Source organism: Embleya sp. NBC_00896, from assembly GCF_045207785.1.
In the GTDB taxonomy this organism is placed as follows: Bacteria; Actinomycetota; Actinomycetes; order Streptomycetales; family Streptomycetaceae; genus Embleya.
This window is the reverse complement of record NZ_CP108776.1, coordinates 1,740,217-1,758,341: the sequence shown is the minus strand read 5'-3', so window position 1 is coordinate 1,758,341 and position 18,125 is coordinate 1,740,217. Positions and strand designations below refer to the sequence as shown.

Annotated in this window: 13 protein-coding genes; 6 read left to right on the top strand and 7 right to left on the bottom strand. The window is 70.6% G+C overall.

What is annotated here, in order from left to right; all coding sequences use genetic code 11:
* Positions 1 to 17: 17 nt before the first annotated feature.
* Entirely contained in the window at positions 18 to 2,144 is a 2,127-nt protein-coding gene (locus tag OG928_RS07910) for a beta-propeller domain-containing protein (protein ID WP_406280950.1), read from the bottom strand.
* 95 nt (positions 2,145 to 2,239) lie between these two features.
* Between OG928_RS07910 and glgX the strand changes: the two genes are divergently transcribed.
* Together glgX and OG928_RS07900 are read left to right on the top strand one after the other, a co-directional pair.
* A complete protein-coding gene (glgX, locus tag OG928_RS07905; protein WP_406280948.1) occupies positions 2,240 to 4,351 on the top strand; it encodes a glycogen debranching protein GlgX in 2,112 nt (703 codons plus the stop codon).
* A 195-nt stretch (positions 4,352 to 4,546) separates the two neighbouring features.
* Positions 4,547 to 5,146 carry a DUF1707 and DUF4870 domain-containing protein gene (locus tag OG928_RS07900; RefSeq protein ID WP_406280946.1) on the top strand — a complete coding sequence of 200 codons (600 nt, stop codon included), beginning with the start codon at positions 4,547 to 4,549 and terminating at the stop codon, positions 5,144 to 5,146.
* 16 nt (positions 5,147 to 5,162) lie between these two features.
* Here OG928_RS07900 and OG928_RS07895 read toward each other — a convergent pair whose 3' ends face one another.
* Positions 5,163 to 5,738 (bottom strand): hypothetical protein, encoded by a 576-nt coding sequence (locus tag OG928_RS07895; RefSeq protein ID WP_406280944.1) that lies wholly within the window; start codon positions 5,736 to 5,738, stop codon positions 5,163 to 5,165.
* 235 nt (positions 5,739 to 5,973) lie between these two features.
* Between OG928_RS07895 and OG928_RS07890 the strand changes: the two genes are divergently transcribed.
* On the top strand, positions 5,974 to 6,936 hold the full coding sequence (locus OG928_RS07890) for a hypothetical protein (protein WP_406280943.1): 963 nt from the start codon (positions 5,974 to 5,976) through the stop codon (positions 6,934 to 6,936).
* Positions 6,937 to 7,051: 115 nt separating this feature from the next.
* On the opposite strand, the gene OG928_RS07885 is transcribed toward OG928_RS07890, so the two are convergent.
* Positions 7,052 to 8,836, bottom strand: coding sequence for a glycoside hydrolase family 3 protein (locus tag OG928_RS07885; protein WP_406280941.1), 1,785 nt, complete (start codon positions 8,834 to 8,836; stop codon positions 7,052 to 7,054).
* A gap of 290 nt (positions 8,837 to 9,126) precedes the next feature.
* Here OG928_RS07885 and OG928_RS07880 point away from each other — a divergent pair, with 290 nt between their 5' ends.
* Positions 9,127 to 9,750, top strand: coding sequence for a TVP38/TMEM64 family protein (locus tag OG928_RS07880; RefSeq protein WP_406280939.1), 624 nt, complete (start codon positions 9,127 to 9,129; stop codon positions 9,748 to 9,750).
* 149 nt (positions 9,751 to 9,899) lie between these two features.
* Here OG928_RS07880 and OG928_RS07875 read toward each other — a convergent pair whose 3' ends face one another.
* A complete protein-coding gene (locus OG928_RS07875; protein ID WP_406280938.1) occupies positions 9,900 to 10,742 on the bottom strand; it encodes an aldo/keto reductase in 843 nt (280 codons plus the stop codon).
* A gap of 112 nt (positions 10,743 to 10,854) precedes the next feature.
* Here OG928_RS07875 and OG928_RS07870 point away from each other — a divergent pair, with 112 nt between their 5' ends.
* Complete coding sequence (locus OG928_RS07870; protein WP_406280936.1) at positions 10,855 to 12,054, top strand: DUF418 domain-containing protein; 1,200 nt, start codon at positions 10,855 to 10,857, stop codon at positions 12,052 to 12,054.
* Here OG928_RS07870 and OG928_RS07865 read toward each other — a convergent pair whose 3' ends face one another.
* Together OG928_RS07865 and OG928_RS07860 are read right to left on the bottom strand one after the other, a co-directional pair.
* Positions 12,055 to 13,422, bottom strand: a complete 1,368-nt coding sequence (locus OG928_RS07865) for a VWA domain-containing protein (protein ID WP_406280934.1) — start codon at positions 13,420 to 13,422, stop codon at positions 12,055 to 12,057. It abuts the gene before it with no gap.
* Positions 13,397 to 14,872 carry an MFS transporter gene (locus tag OG928_RS07860; RefSeq protein WP_406280932.1) on the bottom strand — a complete coding sequence of 492 codons (1,476 nt, stop codon included), beginning with the start codon at positions 14,870 to 14,872 and terminating at the stop codon, positions 13,397 to 13,399. Before OG928_RS07860 ends, OG928_RS07865 begins: the two co-directional genes overlap by 26 nt.
* A 748-nt stretch (positions 14,873 to 15,620) precedes the next feature.
* Between OG928_RS07860 and OG928_RS07855 the strand changes: the two genes are divergently transcribed.
* Complete coding sequence (locus tag OG928_RS07855) at positions 15,621 to 15,824, top strand: cold-shock protein (RefSeq protein ID WP_020555278.1); 204 nt, start codon at positions 15,621 to 15,623, stop codon at positions 15,822 to 15,824.
* A 91-nt stretch (positions 15,825 to 15,915) separates the two neighbouring features.
* Here the strand turns inward: OG928_RS07855 and OG928_RS07850 are convergent, their stop codons facing one another.
* Positions 15,916 to 17,667, bottom strand: a complete 1,752-nt coding sequence (locus OG928_RS07850) for an MFS transporter (RefSeq protein WP_406280930.1) — start codon at positions 17,665 to 17,667, stop codon at positions 15,916 to 15,918.
* Between the last annotated feature and the right edge of the window lie 458 nt (positions 17,668 to 18,125).

The following is an 18,125-nucleotide window of genomic DNA, read 5'->3' as shown; positions in this document are numbered from 1 at the left end:
GCCCGCGCGCGGGACGTTCAGCCGGTCGGGATCCAGGCCACCTGCCGGAGGTCGGCGAGGGTGTCCACCGAGATGCCCGCCGTCGAGACCGTCCACAGGTCCGAGCCGATCACCAGCGAGCGCTGGATCGACGCGTCCGGGTGGGTGACCCGACCGACGTCGACGATCTTGCTGCCGTTGATCCGCAACACGAGTGCGTAGCCGTAGTTGGAGTACGGGGACTTCTCGCCCGGCGCGAACTCCGGTTGCGAGGGCAGGGGGCGGCCACCGCCCTGGACCGGCAGCACCACGGTGCCGTCCTTGGCCCAGTACAGGAACGCGTGCGGGTTCTGCTCCGCCTGCGAGTTGGCCCCGGTCACCGCGTACTGCGCGACCCGGGTCGGGTTCGCCAACGTGCTCACGTCGAACAGGGACACCTGGGTGCCGGTCCGCTGTCCGCCGTCGGTGGCGTCCTGGCCGACGCCGATCAGCCGACCGTCGGCGATCGGGTGCAGGTAGGCCGAGTAGCCGTTGATCTTGAGCTCGCCGACCGCCTTGGGATTGCGCGGGTCGCTCAGGTCGATCGTGTACAGCGGATCGGTCTGCCGGAACGTCACCACGTAGGCGATCGGACCCGCGAAGCGCACCCCGAAGATCCGCTCGGTGCGGCCGAGCCCGCCCACTCGGCCGATCGGGGTCAGCCGGTTGCCGCTGCGGGCCAGCACGGTGACCACCGACTCGGTGCTGGAGCGCGGCGCGATCGGCGGCGCGCTGCCCGGGAAGGCGTCCGGGACGCTCTTCGTCGTCGCGCCGCCCGCCGAATCGCGTGGGAGCGCGGTCGGGTTGGTCGCGTCGCCGGGCGAGAGCGTGGTGGCGACCCGCAGGTTGCCCCCGTGCTCCGACATCGCGTACTCGTTGATCATCACACCCGGAACCACGCCCGTGCCGACCAGCTTGGGGGTGCCCTTGCCGGAGATGTCGAGCTGGTTGATCGCGGTGGTCGTGGTCGGCGGCCCGCCACCCGTCATCTTGGCGTCGCTCGACACCGACCGCTGGGTGTAATTGGTGGCGAGGTAGAGGTTCGAGTCGGACGCGTACACGTGGTCCACGTCGGCGGCCACCGTCACCGGATCGCCCTTGCCCAGTTCACCGGTCAGGTCGAAGGACAGCACGCTCAGCGTCGCGGTGCCGCTGTGCCCGGGCTCGCCGGCCTTGACCTGCGGCCGGCTGACCCGGTCGCAGCCGACCAGATCGCCGGAGTCGGTACGGCCGTTCGCGGTGAGCGTGTACTGGGGCAGCCAGTCGGCGGCGGTCGAGCGCTCGATCAGATCCTTGGCCTTGCCCGGCGACTTGTTCACCGAACTCTTCAGGCGGGGCTGCGAGCGCACCACGATCCGCGCGGTGGAGCCGATCTGGCGCGCGTCGGCGTACGCCCCGTCCACCGACAGGTCGCCGATCACCTTGGGCGCGGCCGTCAGGTCGACGAGCACGAAGCGGGCCTGCGACCCCGCCATCACCGGGGAACCGCCGTCGGGATCGCCCGGGATCGGCGCCATCTTGCCCGAACCGCCCTTGGTCTGCGGGCCGGAGCGGGCGATCAACAGGGCCCGGTCGCCGAAGAGCAGCAGGTCGTTCGCGCGAGCACCGGGCACCGACAACGTCCCGGTGACGCGGTGGGTCGCGACGTCGACCACGTTCAGTCGGCCGTTCGCGATCGTCAGCACTCGGCGACCGTCGGTCTTGACCAGGTCGGGCTCGTCGACGCCCTGCTCCTGGGTGTTCGTCGTCGAATGGTCCGGTGCGGAGGGAGCGCCGGGGGCGGCCTTGTCCGCGGTCAGCCCCTGGGGCGCGTCCTGCCTGGGCGCGGCGGCGGGCTGTTCCTCGGCGTTCGCCGCACCCCCGTCCGGCATGCTCTTGGACTTCGAGTCGCCGGACCTGCGCTCATCGTTCATCTGTCGCAGCGCCGCCGCGCGGAAGTCGTCGACCAGGGCGCCGCACGAGTCGTAGGCCGCGAGTCGCATCATCTCGTCGGAGACCAGGGCCGGGCGATCGGGATCCGGCTTGGAGCCGGACGAGGATGTACAGCCGGTGACGACGAGTCCCGCCGTCAGCACGAATATCGGCAGGGCCGCGGCCCTGCGCTTCGAACGGTCGTGGATTCGCATGGTCCTGTGACGGAGCGGGCCCCGGAACGGTTCCCACGCCGATACCTGGGCAGTGTTGCCGACAGATCGGCCTCGGCCGGGAAGGGAGTCGCCCCGTGACGCTGTGGCCCGGACACCCGTTCCCCCTCGGTGCCTCGTACGACGGCACCGGGGTCAACTTCGCCCTGTACAGCGACGTCGCCACCGGCGTCGACCTGTGCCTGATCGACGCCGACGGGCACGAGGACCGCGTGTCGCTGCGCGAGGTGGACGGCGGCATTTGGCACGGCTACATCCCCGGCCTCCAGCCCGGACAGCGCTACGGCTACCGCGTGCACGGGCCGTGGGAGCCCCGGCGGGGGATCAGGTGCAATCCGGCGAAGCTGCTGCTCGACCCGTACGGCAAGGCCTTCGACGGCGACATCCGCTGGGGCCAGTCGGTGTTCGGGTATCGCTTCGGCGATCCCGAGCGGATCGACGACACCGACTCGGCGCCGCACATGATGACGTCCGTCGTGGTCAACCCGTACTTCGACTGGGGCGACGACCACCGGCCCGGGCACGAGTACCACGACACGGTGATCTACGAGGCGCACGTACGCGGCCTGACGATGCGTCACCCCGGCATCCCGGAGGAGATCCGCGGCACGTACGCGGGCATGGCGCACCCGAAGATGATCGACTACTTCCGCGCGCTCGGGGTCACCGCGATCGAGCTCATGCCGGTGCACCAGTTCGTCAACGACGGGCACCTGGTGGATCGGGGGTTGGTCAACCACTGGGGCTACAACACGATCGGCTTCTTCGCGCCGCACGCCGCCTACTCCTCGACCGGCACCCTGGGCCAGCAGGTCCAGGAGTTCCGCTATCTCGTGAAGTGCCTGCACCGGGCCGGCATCGAGGTCATCCTCGACGTGGTCTACAACCACACCGCGGAGGGCAACCACCTCGGACCCACGCTGTCCTTCCGGGGGATCGACAACAGTGCCTACTACCGGCTGTCCGAGGAGGACCCGCGCTACTACCGGGACACCACCGGGACCGGCAACTCGCTGAGCATGTCGCACCCGCACGTGCTCCAGATGATCATGGACTCGCTGCGCTACTGGGTCGTCGACATGCACGTCGACGGGTTCCGCTTCGACCTCGCGGCGGCGCTCGCCCGACAGTTCCACGAGGTGGACAAGCTCTCCGCGTTCTTCGACCTGGTCCAGCAGGACCCGATCGTCAGCCGGGTCAAGCTGATCGCCGAACCCTGGGACATCGGCGAGGAGGGCTACCACGTGGGCAACTTCCCGCCGCTGTGGACCGAGTGGAACGGGAAGTACCGCGACACCGTGCGCGACCTGTGGCGCGGCGAGCCGGGCCTGCTCCCGGACTTCGCCGCCCGGCTGACCGGGTCGAGCGACATGTACCGGCACGACGGCCGACGGCCGACCGCGTCCGTCAACTTCGTCACCGCGCACGACGGCTTCACGCTGCACGACCTGGTCTCCTACAACACCAAGCACAACGCCGCCAACGGCGAGGACGACCTGGACGGCGAGCAGCACAACCGGTCGTGGAACTGCGGCGTCGAGGGCGAGAGCACCGACATCGAGATCCTCGCGCTGCGCGAGAAGACGAAGCGCAACATGGCCGCGACGCTGCTGCTCTCGCAGGGCATCCCGATGCTGCTGCACGGCGACGAGATCGGCCGCACGCAGGGCGGCAACAACAACGCCTACTGCCAGGACAACGAGGTCTCCTGGGTCGACTGGGAGCGCGGGCGCGAGCACTGGGTGTTCCTCGAATGGGTACAGCGGCTGATCCGGCTGCGCCGCGAGCACCCGGTGTTCCGGCGGCGCCGGTTCCTGCGCGGAGTACCGGTGCACGGTACGCCGTTGGCCGATATCGCGTGGTTCGCCCCCAACGGCGGGCCGATGACCGAGGCGGACTGGCACGCGGGCTTCAACAAGGCGGTCTCGGTGTTCCTCAACGGCGACGCGATCGCCGAGCCCGGTCCGCGCGGCGAACACATCGACGACGACTCGTTCTTCCTGCTGATCAACGCGCACGAGGGCGACCTGCGCTTCACCCTGCCGCCCGCCGCCTACGGCGCGGCGTGGGAGACGGAGCTCGACAGCGCGAGCACCGTGGTCCTGGACCGCGACCGCCCGGCGGCCAAGGCCGGTGGTGTGGTGCACCTGGAGGCCCGGTCGCTGCGTCTGATGCGCCGGCTGTTCTGAGCCCGGGCTCGTCCGCCGCGCGGATCCGGGTCATACCTGCGGCTGTTGTCTCAGGGTCGGGGCAGGGGTTATCCCTGATGGACCATGCTTCGTTCGCGGCGCATGCTGTACGAAGCCGTGGCAGAACGAGAGGAGCCGCGCGTGCACCCGAATTCCGGTCCTCATCCCCCCCATTGGTACGGCATGCCCCCGCACATGCGAGTCGGTGACGCGGACCGCGAACGTACGATCGAACATCTGAAGTACGCCTACGGTGAAGGGCGGTTGAACGCCGACGAGTTCGAGGAACGGGTGGCCTCGGCGCTCAAGGGCCGCACCCGGGCGGATCTGGAGGCGCTGCTCGACGACCTGCTGATGCCGATGCCCGGTCCGCCGCCGCTGCCCATGCCGCGGGGCATGGTCGGGCCGCCGATGCCGCCGCCGTGGTGGATCAACCGCCCGGTCGTGGGACGGCGTTCGCCGGGGGAGTCGCCGGCGCACGAGCGTGGATGGAGCGCCGCCGCGCACTGGAGCGGGTTCTGCGCGCCCGTGCTCGGCCCGTTCGTGATCCGCCGGACGGTGGGGCGGCGGTCGCAGTTCGTCCGGGACAACGCCCGGGCGGCGCTCAACTATCAGTTGACGTGCGTGCTGTCGTTCGTGATCGCACCGATCCTGGCGCTGATGGGCGACGAAGTCGGTGGGCTGCTGATCGGCGCGATGTACGCGACGATCGCGGTCTTCGCGCTGATCGGCGGGGCTCGGGCGATCGGCGGGGACGTGATGCGCTACCCGGTGAGTCTGCGGATGGTGAAGTAGCGACCCGGGTCGCGTCCTAGGCCCCGGCGGGATTGGCGCGGCGGGTTGCCCGGCGGTTGCGGCCGAGCCGGCTCGGCCGGGTCCACAGCAGCAGCTCGCCGCCGGGCGGGGAGACCACGCCGCCGCGGGCCGGATCGCCGGCGAACCACACGTCGCCGCCGTTGCACGCGTTCAGGTGCCACCAGCGATGCGACATGGACGTGACGGTCAGCGCGTACTGGGTCCCGTCCCCGCCGCGCTCGCTCAGCACGAGCGGCGGTCCCCAGGCGCCGTCGCCGTCGGCCGAGTCGCGGAACCGGCAGCTACAGCGGACCCACGGATGGCGGGCCAGCGTCCGGCGCATCCGCCGCGCCAGGACCAGCGCGCCGATCCCGATCATCAGGGCCACGACGCCGAGCCCGAGCGGGAGCATCCGCCAGCCGCTCCACGGGCCGTCGTTCGTGTAGCCGCTCGCCTGCAGGATCGCGAACCACGCCCCGGTGCACGCCACACCGACGACCGTCACGGCGGCGGCGCGAAGCCGGTACTCCCGCAGTGCCCGCTCCGTCGCGCGCAAGGAGAGGGCCACGCCCTCCCGCCGCTCGCTACCCATGGCAGCACCCTAAGCAGGTGCGGGCACCAATGGTGAACCGGCGCCCCCGGGGCCGGCCGGCCCGCGCGGCCCCGGGCCGGCCCGAGATCGGGGCGACACTACCCCCATGGGGTAATCGAATAGTGCTGCATTCGGTTGCCGTGATACCCCCCTAGGGTATAACTTGGGTGACGTCGGAAACCGACGCCCACGTACGCACCGACTCGGGTACTCGACTGACACAGGGGACAAGGTCATGAACACGCCCACGCGCATCGCCGTATACGTCGGATCGCTTGCCGTCGCCTTCGGGGCCGCGACCGGGATCGGATACGCGGTCGGCCCGTTCGACGACGACGACAAGCCCGGCGGCGGCAACCACGCGAGTCACGGTGTGGACGGGCCGGGCGCCAAGCCCGGCGCGCCGGCACCGGCCGCCGCCGAGGTCCCACCCGGGCTCCAGGCCACCCAGGGCGGCTGGACCCTCCAACTGCTCACCGAGGCCGCTCGGGCCGGGCAGCCGACGGACCTGCGCTTCCGGGTGGTCGGCGCGGACGGCGCGCCGCTGCGCGCGTTCGCCGAGCAGCACGAGAAGGAGCTGCACCTGATCGTGGTCCGCCGGGACCTGACGGGCTATCAGCACCTGCACCCGGTCCGGGACGCCGAGGGGGTCTGGTCGACGCCGTTCACCGCCGCCGAGGCCGGGTCCTACAAGGTCTTCGCCGACTTCAAGCCGACCGGGGCCGCGGCCGGGTTCACGCTGACCACCGACCTGCCCGTGAGCGGCACCCAGGCGCCCGCCCCGCCGGTGTCCGTCGCCCGCACGGTCGAGGTGGACGGCTACACGGTCGAGCTGACCGGGGCCCCGAAGGCCGGCGCGAGCGCGCGGCTGTCGTTCGCGATCAGCCGCGCCGGCGTGCCGGTCGACGGCGTCGAGCCCTACCTGGGCGCGCGCGGACACCTGGTCGCGCTGCGTGAGGCCGACCTCGCGTACCTGCACGTGCATCCCGAGGACGGCGCGGGCGACCGGGTCGCGTTCCGAGCGGAGGCGCCCAGCGGCGGCGGGTACCGGCTGTTCTTCGAGTTCAAGCGGGACGGCGTCGTGCACACCGCGCAGTTCCGGATCGCGGCGGACGGCTCGCCCGCGCCGGCGACCGAGCCCGCGCGGCCGCAGGGGACCGCGCCGGCGCAGGAGCCGGCCGGGGAGCACGCGCACTGACGGCTTGCCCGCCCCCGACGCACGAGACCCACCCGGCGCGGTGCCGGGTGGGTCTCGTGCGTCGGGGGCGGCCGGGGCCGCTGCCTCGGGTCGGTGCTTCGGGTCGGTACTCGAGTCAGTACTTCAGGCCGTGCCCGAACCCGAAGACCGGGTCCGTGCCGTCCTGCGCGACGTCCGAGCGCTGGGCACGCACGTCGTCCATCGAGCGGGGCAGCTGGAACGGCAGCTTGCCCTCGGGCTGTACGCGACCGAACAGCACGTCGAGCAGGGGACCGTCGGCGCAGCCGTAGTTCGCGACCAGCGCGGCCGACCGCTCGGCGATCGCCGGGACGACCGCCGGGCGCTCCAGGTAGATGTCCACGACAGTGGGCACCGTCGCGCACAGGTCCAGGATCGGGGTGAGCTCCGCCTCGTCGAACTCCAGCGAACCCGCGTGGAAGAACTGCTCGAAGCCCCCCTCGCGCGGCTCGAACGGCGTCTTGATCCGCAGGATCGCGACATCCGCCTCCTCGGGCGTGGCCACGACGGTGCCGTACGCGGCGGCCACCCCGGCGTCGACGCCCTGGACGTACACGCGCGTGCCCTCGGCGAGCGGCAGCACCGACTCGTTCTTCAACAGCGTGATCGACTTGCTCTGCGCGAGGCGGCCCGCGGCGATGCCGGCGTCGGTGCCGACCAGCGCGGCGGTGGCGGTCGTGTCCACGAACGGGTTGTCGAACAGGCCGAGGACGAACTTCTCGCGCAGCAGGCGGCGCACCGAGAGGTTCAGCCGGTCCTCGGCGAGCCGACCGGCCCGAACCAGCGCGACGACCTCCTCGGGGATGTCCTCGCCGCCGAACTGGTCGCAGCCCGCCTCGATCACGCGCAGGACGCGGTCCGGGATCGACAGCTCCTCGACGCCCCAGGCCCGCGCGGGCATGGTCTGCCCCATGATGTTCGCGTCGGAGATCAGGCCCCAGTCGGTGCACACGATGCCGTCGAAGCCGAGCTGTTCGCGCAGCAGGCCGGTGATGATGCCCTTGTTGAACCCGAACGCGACCGCCTCGTGCTCGGTCTCGATGGGCATCCCGTAGTACGGCATCATCTGCGACGTCCCGGCCGCGAGCGCCTTCTTGAACGGCTCGAGGTGGTAGTCGAAGTTGTCGCCCGGGTAGACCTGCTCGCGTCCGTAGGGGAAGTGCGGGTCCTCGCCGTCGAGCTGCGGGCCGCCGCCGGGGAAGTGCTTGGTCATACACGCGACGGACTCGGTGTTCAGCGTCTCGCCCTGCGCGCCGCGGATGTAGGCGGCGACCATCTTGCCGGTCAGCTCGGCGTCCTCGCCGAACGTGCCGTTGATCCGCGACCAGCGCGGCTCGGTGGCCAGGTCGATCTGCGGGTGCAGCGCGAGCCGGATGCCGACCGCGAGATATTCGCGGCGCATCACGTCGGCGAACTCGCGGACGAGCTCCTCGTCGCCGATCGCGGCCAGGCCGAGCGTCTCGGGGTACTGCGAGAAGCCCTCCGCGTACGCGGCGGTGCCGGGGTTGTCGGTGAAGTGGTGTCGCGGGTCGGTGGACAGCGTGACCGGGATGCCCAGGCGGGTCTCCAGGGCCAGCTCCTGGATCCGGTTGTGCCACTGCGCGATGTGCTCGGGCTTGCCGCCGCCGAGCAGGTTGAAGTGGTTCATCCCCTTGTCGGAGATCATCTGCCGGACGGTGAAGTCGAACGGCAGGAAGCCCTTGTCGTCGAGCAGCGCGCCCTCGGGGCCCATGACCGCGATGGTCTGGAACATCAGACCGGCCTTCTCCTCGACCGTCATCCGGCCGAGCAGGTCCTCCACCCGCTCCTCGATCGGCAGCGAGGCGTCCTCGTAGGGACAGGTCGCGGTGCGGAACCGCGTGCGTGCGGTGGTCTCGGTCATGGATCCTCCGTCAAAAACCTAGTGGTCAGTAGGTTTTCTAACACGTTATGACCCCCACCTCCAGCGGATCCGCCCCGGGATCGGGATTCGCCCGCGAGATCATGATCATTTCGGCCGGGTCCCCGGTGCGCGCGGGGGGCGAGCGGGGCTCGGTACATCCGTACAATGAGGCGAATGCGCGGGGGCGCGATCACGCGTGGCCTGCGGTGCGGACTCGGTCCGCCCGGCGCAGCCGGCGCATTCACACCATGGGCACGAGGGGCGGACGCAGGTTGGACACCGTGCGGGGCTTGCTCGACGCGCTTCGTGATTTCCTCGATCACGGCGCGTGGACGCACTGGCCGCTGCCGGTCTCCGTCGCGATCTTCACGCTCGTCTGCGCGGTGGGCGTCGCCGCGCTGGTGCCCAAGTCGCTGTTCGCTCCGGTCGCCGGTGCGCTGTTCGGCGCGCTCGGCGGCACGGTGATCACCCTGGTCGGGGCCACGCTCGGCGCCGCGATCAGCCTGTACCTCGGTCGCCGGCTCGGCCGGGAGCGGATCGGCGGGTGGCTGCACAAGCGCGAGGCGCTCGCGGTGCTTGATCGGCGGCTGTCGCGTAATGGGCTGGTGCCGATCACGATCCTGCGGATGATTCCGGTGATCCCGTCCTCGGTGGTCAGTTATGGCGCGGCGGCGACCGGGATACGGACTAGTCACTTCATTGTCGGGACGGCGCTCGGGATGTTGCCGATGACGCTGGTCCAGTGTGCGGCGGGGGCTTCGGTGCGGAACGGGTTGTCCACGCCGGTGGTGGTGAGCGTGTTCGTCGGGTGTGTGTTGCTTGCGCTTGGGACGGTGATTGTGCGGAGGCGGGGTGGGGATGTGGACCACGCCTCGCCGGCGGGGCGTCCTCAAACGCCGGACGGGCTGGAGTAGGTCGGGGTGGCCTCAAGCGCCGGCCGGGCTGGTTGGCCTCAAGCGCCGGCCGGGCTGGAGGGTGGCCTCAGGCGTTGGTTGGGCTGGGTTGGCCTCAAGCGCCGGCCGGGCTGAAAGGTGGCCTCAAGCGCCGGCTGGGCTGTTGTGGGTCAGGAGTCGTGGCCCAGGTTGAAGGTGTCCGGGTCTGGGCCGGTGCGTTCGCCGGTTTCCAGGGTTGCCAGGGTGGTGAGGTCTTCGTCGTCGAGGGTGAAGTCGAAGACGGCGAGGTTCTGGGCGATGCGGGCCGGGGTTACCGACTTGGGGATCACGATGTTGCCGAGTTGGATGTGCCAGCGCAGCAGCACCTGTGCGGGGGTGCGGACGTAGCGGTCGGCGATGGACACCACCGCTGCGTCGCGGAGGAGTTCGCCGCCCTGGGCGAGCGGGCTCCATGCCTCGGTCGCAATGCCGTGTTCGGCGTGGAAGTTCCGCATCGCGAGCTGCGGCAGGTGCGGGTGCAACTCGATCTGGTTCACCGCGGGCACCACGCCGGTCTCCTCGAACAGGCGGGTCAGGTGCGCCGGCTGGAAGTTCGACACCCCGATCGCGCGCACGCGCCCGTCGGCGTACAGCTTCTCCAGCGCCCGCCACGTCTCGACGTACTTGTCGGCTCTGGGTACCGGCCAATGGATCAGATACAGATCGACGTAGTCCAGGCCGAGCCGCTCCAGGCTCGCGTCGAACGCGCGCAGCGCCGGATCGTGCCCATGCGCGCGATTCCACAGCTTGGTCGTCACGAATATCTCGTCCCGCGCGATCCCGGACGCGGCGATCGCGGCCCCGACGCCCTCCTCGTTCCCGTACCCGTCGGCCGTATCGATGCTGCGATAGCCGGCTTCGAGCGCCGTCGACACCACCACCCGGACATCCTCATTCGGGATCTGCCAGACCCCGAACCCCAACTGCGGGACGCGGACGTCGTTGTTCAGGATGATTTCGGGAACGTCGCTCACGTGTGTGGTGCCTCTCGCGTCGGACGGATCGCTCGTACGGCGCCACTGTCACCATCGGTGCCGGCCCGATGTCAAGGCGTCCGGCCTTCCGAGGGATGTCTAGGCTGGCCGGATGTGGTGGCCGGCGGGGGACAGGGCGAGGCGCGGGGCAGGGGACAAACCGGCGCGGATCGTCGGCGTCGACGTGGCCCGGGCACTCGCGATCCTGGGGATGTTCGCGTCGCACGTGGGACCCAACCCGTACGGCGGCGGCGTCGACACGCTCGTCCAAGGGGTGTCGGGCCGCGCGTCCGCGCTGTTCGCGTTCCTCGCGGGCCTCTCGCTCGTGCTGATGTCCGGCCGCACGGCCCTGCGCGGCTGGAACCGGGCCAACGCCGCCGTCGTCACCCGCGTCGTGATCCGCGGCGCGCTGTTGATCCCGCTCGGTCTGTGGCTCGACGACCTGGAGAGCGGCGTGCTGGTCATCCTCGCGTTCTACGGTCTCTACTTCCTGCTCGTGTGGCCCGCGCTGTGGCTGCGCACCCGCACGCTCGCGATCGTCGCCGCGGCCTCGGCCCTGGTGGGCCCGGTGCTCTCGTTCATGCTGCGCAAGAGCGGCGGGACCGGCGACATCCGCTACGCCGTACCCGGATTCAGCGACTGGAACGGCCCCGGCGACCTGTTCGAGACGCTCTTCCTGACCGGCAGCTACCCCGCGATCACCTGGTTGCCGTTCGTCCTGGCCGGCATGGCGGTCGGCCGACTGCGGCTGGAGGATTTGCGCGTACAGCGGGCCTTCGTCGGGATCGGGACCGGGCTCGCCGTGCTGGGGTACGGCGGATCGTGGGTGGTGGTCAACGTGTTCACCGGGGACCGGCTGGCCCGCGAGGCGGGTCCGGTAGGCGTGCACGACGCGGCGCACTCGCGCATCGGTTCGGTGTCCGTGTCCGATCCCGCGTGGCTCACGATCGCCGAGGGGCACACCGGCACGCCGTTCGAGATCGTCGGCGCGACCGGGGTGGCGCTCGCGATCCTGGGCCTGACGCTGCTCGCGTGCCGGCCGTGGCTGGGCCGGATCGTGCTCGACCCGCTGATCTCGGTCGGCGCGATGGCGCTCACCGTGTACACGGCCCACCTGTGGGCGATCCACAAGTGGTTCCCGCTCACGCCGCAATCGCATACCTGGAGCCGGCTGATCGGCTTCTTCGTCAGCGCGCTGCTGCTGTCCTGGATCTGGCGGCACACGCTGCGCAAGGGACCGATGGAAGCCGGCCTGCACCTGCTGTCCGCGCTCCCCGCACGGGTGGTGCGGGGAGCCGCTCGACCGCGCTGATCAGATCAGCAGCCCCTGGGCCCGGGCGCGGGCGAGCCAGCCCGGATACTCGTTGGTCATCAATTCGTAGAGCTGCTCGTCGGGGACTCGCGTCGGGTCCTGGACCGAGAAGAAGTCGGCGTTGTCGACGTAACGCCCCGTCAGGTCGTCCAGCTCCTCCAGGAACGAGAAACTGCCCGGCCGGCCGAGGCCCATGAACTGCCAGAAGATCGGCTCGAAGCTGGAGTGCATCATCTGCTCGCGCGTCTCTTTGCGCGATGTGGTCTGGCCGTCGGTGATGAACATGACGTACACCGGGAGGTCGTTCGCGAGCGGCTGACGGCGCCGCCCGCTCGACCCGAAGTAGTGCTCGCGGACCAGGCGCATCGCGCCGGCGTAGTCGGTCGAGCCCTCCAGACCGGGATTCTGCCGGACCCGGTCCGCCCACCCGGCGTACTGGCCGAGCCCGAGCGGCCCGACGGTGTGCCCCTTGGAGCCGAATAGGAACACGTCCACGGCCGCGTTGTCGTCGAAGCGCAGGCCGAGCGAGAGCACCCGCTCCGCGAGCGCCTGCACCGTGCCCCGCTTGAACAGCGACTGCATCGAGTACGAGATGTCCAGGCACAGCGCGACCCGGGCGGTGTGCTCGCCGAGCCCGCGCTTCTCCAGGCTCACGGCGGCCTGCTTGGTGAGGTTGAGCAGTTGCGGGTGGCCCTCGTCGGCGAGCCGCTTCTCCATGTCGACGAGCCGCTGCTTCTTGAGGCTGATCGCCGGTGCGGCGGGCGGCGGCGGTGGCGGCGCGGTCGGCGGAGCCGGAACGGGAACGGGAACGGGCGCCGCGCTCGGCGCGCTCCCGACGTCCTCCGCGGCGACCTCGATGCCGAAGTCGGTCGCGAGCCCGGTCAGCCCGGACGCGTACCCCTGGCCGACCGCGCGGAACTTCCAGACCCCACCGCGCAGGTAGAACTCGCCGAACAGGAAGGCCGTCTCGGTGGACGCCTCGTCGATGTCGAACTCGGCGATCGGGCCGCCCTGCGCGGACAGCACGTGCAGCGCGAGCCCGGGCACCTGGCCGAACGCGCCGCCGTCGGCGGAGGCGCCGATCACCACCCGCTCGACGTCCGGCGGCAGCGCCGCCAGGTTGACCCGGATCGTGTCGGTGACGGTGCCGTCGGCGGCGGGTTGCTTGCCCTCGTGCCGGACCGCGCCCGCGGCGTCGGAGGGCTGGTTGTAGAAGACGAAATCCGCCTCCGAGCGCACCTTGCCGGCGGCGTTCAGGAGCAGCGCCGAGGCGTCCACGTCGGGGGCTCCCGCCGCGCGCCAGGTCAGGACCGCCCGGAGTTCGGCGGTCGGTACCGGAGTGTTACCACCTTTGCTTATCTTCGCCATGGCGCCCATCTTGCCGCGCGGGCGTGGCGAGCGTTGGGGCGCCGGGGGGTCGGCCGACTCCGGCGGTACCGCGGGCGGACGCGCGGGACTTCGGCCGCCTCGGCGGCCGACGGCTCGGACGGGACGTCGCGTGCGGCGGCGCGTGGGGAGTCGCGTGGGGCGGCGCACCGGCGGGCAGCGTGCCGGAGACCGTGCCGGGGGTGCGTTGCGCGGGGATGAACCGGCCGGTGGGCCGGGTCCGAAGCGGGGCCGGGGCGGCGCCGGTGATCGGCGGGGTGGGTCGGGAGAGCGCGTCGGCGGTGTGCGCCGCGCGTCCGATCGGGACCGCGCACAGTACGGCGGTCAGCGCGATCAGCGCCCCGGTGGCGGGTGCCCCGAACGCGGCCAGCGCGGACAGGCCGACGATCGGGCCGCAGGCCGCGCCGAAGGTGTTGGCCGCCATCGCCAGGGCACCCCACCGGCCGCGCCCGTCGAGCACGGCGGCGACGCCCAGGACGTAGGTGGTGACCGCCTGGCAGGACGCGTTCCAGCCGAGCAGACCCACCGCGTACAGCGCGACGCCGCCGGCCGGCGCGAGGGTCATCGTCAGCGCGGCCAGGCCGCCCGCGCACACCGCCGCCACGAGCGGGGTCGTGCGGGCGCGACCGCGCCCGGCCGAGCCGGCGACCACGACGCCGACGACGCCCGCGAGCAGGCACGCGGCGCACAGCGCGCGGACCGTTCCGGCGGACAGGCCCACCCGATCGGTGCCGACGCCGGCGGCGATGGCCCACACCGCGTTCATGGCCACCGAGCGGACTCCCACCGCGGTCGTGAGCAGCAGGCCGGCGGTCCGGTGCGGGGCCGGATCCGGATCCTTCCCGGCGGGATCCGCCGAGGCCGCGCTCGCGGGCAGGTGACGCACCATCAGCAGCGCGCCGAGGCCGACCGCGGCCATCAGGCCCACGGTCGCCCCGCGCCCACCGCCGAGCAGCGGTACGAGCGCGTACAGGACCGTGCCGGACAGGGCCACCGCGAGCAGCGCGACGCCGGAAGTGCGGGCCGGGTCGGGTGTGGCGGCCATCGCGGCCGTGGCCACGGTCAGCGCCATCCCGCCGCCCGCGCCGCCGACGATCGAGCCCGCGACCGCGAGCCAGGTCGCGCCGGTGACCGCCGCGACCGCGAAGCCGCCGACCATCAGGAGCAGCCCGATCCGGGCCAGGCGCGCCCGGCCGGATCGCCCGGCAGCGCGGGTGACGACCGCGCCGGCGAGCGCGGAGCCGAGCAGTACGGCGGTGCCGAGCGCGCCGGCGGCGGCCGCGGACAGGCCCAGTCCGGTGCGGACGGCGTCCAGGAAGGCGGGAAGCAGGTTGGCCAGCAGATATCCGGCCGAGGCCAGCACGGAGATGGCGGCCACGGCGGCGGAAGGCCGCCTCGCGCGGGCGCGCGCGGGCGGGACGAACACGGACACGGGCGGTGCTCTTTCACGAACGGGCCATGGTGACCCGGCAGGGCGGCGCGGCAGCGGGCAGGGGAGCGCTGCCGGCGGCCGCAGGCCCGTCGTGGGGACGAAAGGGCGGTACGTCGCGGGCCGGGGAGACGCTCTATGTGTGTGATGCGCGCGGGAGGCGGCGACCGGCGGCGAAAGGCACGGTCGCGAGGCCGCGGAAGGCGGCAGGATGCGGGGTGGGGCGTTACACGGGCGTCCTGGCGAAGAGGCGGGGCGGGGCGGGGGATCTGAACAAACGCCTTGGTGCCGGCGCCGAGAACCGGCGAACCTTTCCGGCCACGGCACTGGGCGCGACGGTCCGTCCGCGGTGACGCGTGGGCCCGGCGGGATCAGGGTGACACCCCGTGCGGCACGATGTCCAGGTTTGTTGGTTTGGAATCTGTCACGGCCGGGTAAGGCGCGCGGACGCGATCGGTTCGAGGCTTCGAAGTACGATCGATCAAAATCTCGACGCCAAGTGGGCGGATCGCGACGCGATGTGATCGAAGGCCACCATTTTGCGACTGGACTCGATCTTGCTCTCGTTCTGTGTTAGTCTTGAGCCTGTTGCAGTTGTGGTTCGCATCATCTTCTGAGTGCGCCTGTAGAGCTGTTCACTACAGGTGCATTTTGCATTTCGGTAGCTTCCGAAATGAGGGCGAAAAACGCGGCGACGCCCGGATTCACGAAGTGTGGATTCGTTCATCGGCCCACATGTAGGGAGAAAAATATGGCTACCGGAACCGTGAAGTGGTTCAACTCGGAAAAGGGCTTCGGCTTCATCGCGCAGGACGGTGGCGGCGACGACGTTTTCGCCCACTTCTCCGCGATTCAGGGCAACGGCTACCGTGAGCTCGTCGAGGGCGAAGCTGTCGAATTCGACGTCGTGCAGGGCCAGAAGGGCCTCCAGGCGGAGAACATCAACCGCCTCTGATCTTCACCGATCAGCACGACCGAGGGCCGGTGCCGCACTTCGTGTGCGGCGCCGGCCCTCGGCGTTTTTCGGGAGGGAACAGACGGGCGGATCAGACGGGTTGTCCCGCCTCCGGGGCCTCCTCGGCCGCGCGGATCGCGGCCAGTTCCTCCTCGACCCGGATGGCGTGGGCCGCTTCGTCCTCCTTCGCCTTGCGCGGGCTCCAGCGGCCGGCCATCACGAAGACGCACGGGATGAAGAGCACCTGACACACGAGGGTCAGCCACCACCACCGCATCCACTCGTCGTCCGCGCGGTCCTTGGCCTTCTGTACCTCTTCACCGTGGTCGATCAGGACGGCGAGCGACGCCTGCTTCTTCTCGACCAGGTCGAGCTTCGCCATGTCGCCGCCGGCCAGTTGCAGCGCCTTGATCTGCAACTCGATCGGGATCGCCGCGCGGTTGGGGTACTTGGACAGCTGGACGAACAGCTCCGGATCCTTCATCACCAGGTCGAGCGCGGGCCCCGCGTCCGCCTGCGCGGCGACCACCTCTTCGCCGTGGTTCACCAGCGGCGTCGCCGACGTGACGATCAGCGGCGTGAACACCGCCGACACCGACACCACGATGCGGATGATCCAGCCCCACACCGCCAGGCCGGTCGCGGTCGCGGCCGGGTTGTGCTTCTCGACGGTCTCCGTGTACCCCGCCATCCACGGTGCGTAGGTCAGCCCGCTGCACGCGCCGATGCCGACGAGCAGCCACGCGAATGTGTAGTAGTCCGTGTCGGGTTGGTCCGTGGTCAGCGCGAACAACAGCGTGAACACGACCGTGCCGACGCCGCCCACGATCATGAACGGCTTGCGCACCCGGGTCAGGTCGGAGGCGATGCCGACCACGACGAGTGCGACCGCGTTGGCGATCCAGTACCAGTTGGCGAGCGCGTTCGTACGCTGCTCGGAGTAGCCGAAGACGGTCGAGTAGTACACGACGAGGTTGCCGACGACCGTGAAGTAGAACATCAGGTGCAGGCTGATGCCGAGCGCGGGCGCGAGGATGTCCAGGCGCATCATCTGGCGCCAGTGGTTCTTCTGCGCCGCCTCGATGTCCAGGCCGCGGGCCTTCGCCTCGACCAGGGCCCGGTCCCGCAGCGACACCATGAGTTGGTCGCGCAACTGCGGGGACAGCTCGCGCAGGCCGAACAGCGCGATCACGAACACGGCCAGGCCGACCATGCCCGCGTAGCGGAACTCGTCCTGCCAACTGCTCGTGTCGAGCGTGTTGCTGCTGACCGTGGTCACCACGAGGCTGCCGATGACCGGACCCAGTGTCCAGAACCCCATCGCGCCGGCCCGGCCGACCTGTGGCGAGAAGTCGCGGATCAGCGCCGGCGTCGCGACCAGCGCCATGCCCTCGACGATGTTCACCAGGGCCATGAAGAACATGAACCAGCCCTTGCTCTCCGCGTTGGGCAACGCGAACAGCACGAGCAGACCCGTGAGCAGGAGGCCGTACACGACCAGGTTGGCGCGACCCCACCGGTCGGCGAGACCGGCGACCAGGGACGCGAACGCGCCGACCAGGTTGCCGATGACCGAGATCATCGTCGCGTACATGAAACTCATGCCGTACTCGTGCATCAGCAGCGTGGAGACCGCGTACTGGATGTACAGCTCGTAGTACAGGACCACGGAACCGATGACCACGATGGCCAGGTAGAACATCCGCGGCCCGGTGGCCGGGTAGTGGTCCAACTGCCGGTGCCACAGCCCGCGCAGGAGCGCGGGCATCCGGTCGGACGGCGACGGAGAGGGTTCGGGATCGCTCGCGGCTGGTGCGCCCGATGGGGAAGTTGTGGAAGACATGCGGCCTCCTCGACGAGCGTGGGTCTATCGAGGTACAGGGGTGCGGGAAGGGGGAAACGCGGCCGTGCGGATGCGCCGGACCAGGGAGAAGGGACGGCCCCCCGGGCCCGCGTGGAGTGACCTTAGTACCGGCCGGTAGCGCGCTACCAGAGCGAACACCAAGAAATGGAACGGGTTACGGTTCTAGGCTTGGGCAACGGCGGTACCTGGGAGTATCCGGTTGCCGTCGAACTCGGTGCCGCCGAACCACTTGTTGTCGAACGGGTCGTCGTCGTGGAACCGCTTGTCGGCGAACCGTTCGTCGTCGAATCGCTTGTCGTGGAACCGCTTGTCCGTTGGACCGGTTGTTGTCGAACCGCTTGTCGTAGAACCGCTTGTCGTAGAACCGCTCGTCCGTCGAACCGCTGTTGTTGAACCGTTGTTGTTGAACCGCTGTCATTGAACCCCTTGCTGTCGTA

Bases quoted from the DNA above. Each gene is read 5' to 3' on its own strand.
- OG928_RS07910 (WP_406280950.1), bottom strand. From the start codon at position 2,144: ATGCGAATCCACGACCGTTCGAAGCGCAGGGCCGCGGCCCTGCCGATA.
- OG928_RS07900 (WP_406280946.1), top strand. From the start codon at position 4,547: ATGCGAGTCGGTGACGCGGACCGCGAACGTACGATCGAACATCTGAAG.
- OG928_RS07895 (WP_406280944.1), bottom strand. From the start codon at position 5,738: ATGGGTAGCGAGCGGCGGGAGGGCGTGGCCCTCTCCTTGCGCGCGACG.
- OG928_RS07890 (WP_406280943.1), top strand. From the start codon at position 5,974: ATGAACACGCCCACGCGCATCGCCGTATACGTCGGATCGCTTGCCGTC.
- OG928_RS07885 (WP_406280941.1), bottom strand. From the start codon at position 8,836: ATGACCGAGACCACCGCACGCACGCGGTTCCGCACCGCGACCTGTCCC.
- OG928_RS07870 (WP_406280936.1), top strand. From the start codon at position 10,855: ATGTGGTGGCCGGCGGGGGACAGGGCGAGGCGCGGGGCAGGGGACAAA.
- OG928_RS07865 (WP_406280934.1), bottom strand. From the start codon at position 13,422: ATGGCGAAGATAAGCAAAGGTGGTAACACTCCGGTACCGACCGCCGAA.
- OG928_RS07855 (WP_020555278.1), top strand. From the start codon at position 15,621: ATGGCTACCGGAACCGTGAAGTGGTTCAACTCGGAAAAGGGCTTCGGC.
- OG928_RS07850 (WP_406280930.1), bottom strand. From the start codon at position 17,667: ATGTCTTCCACAACTTCCCCATCGGGCGCACCAGCCGCGAGCGATCCC.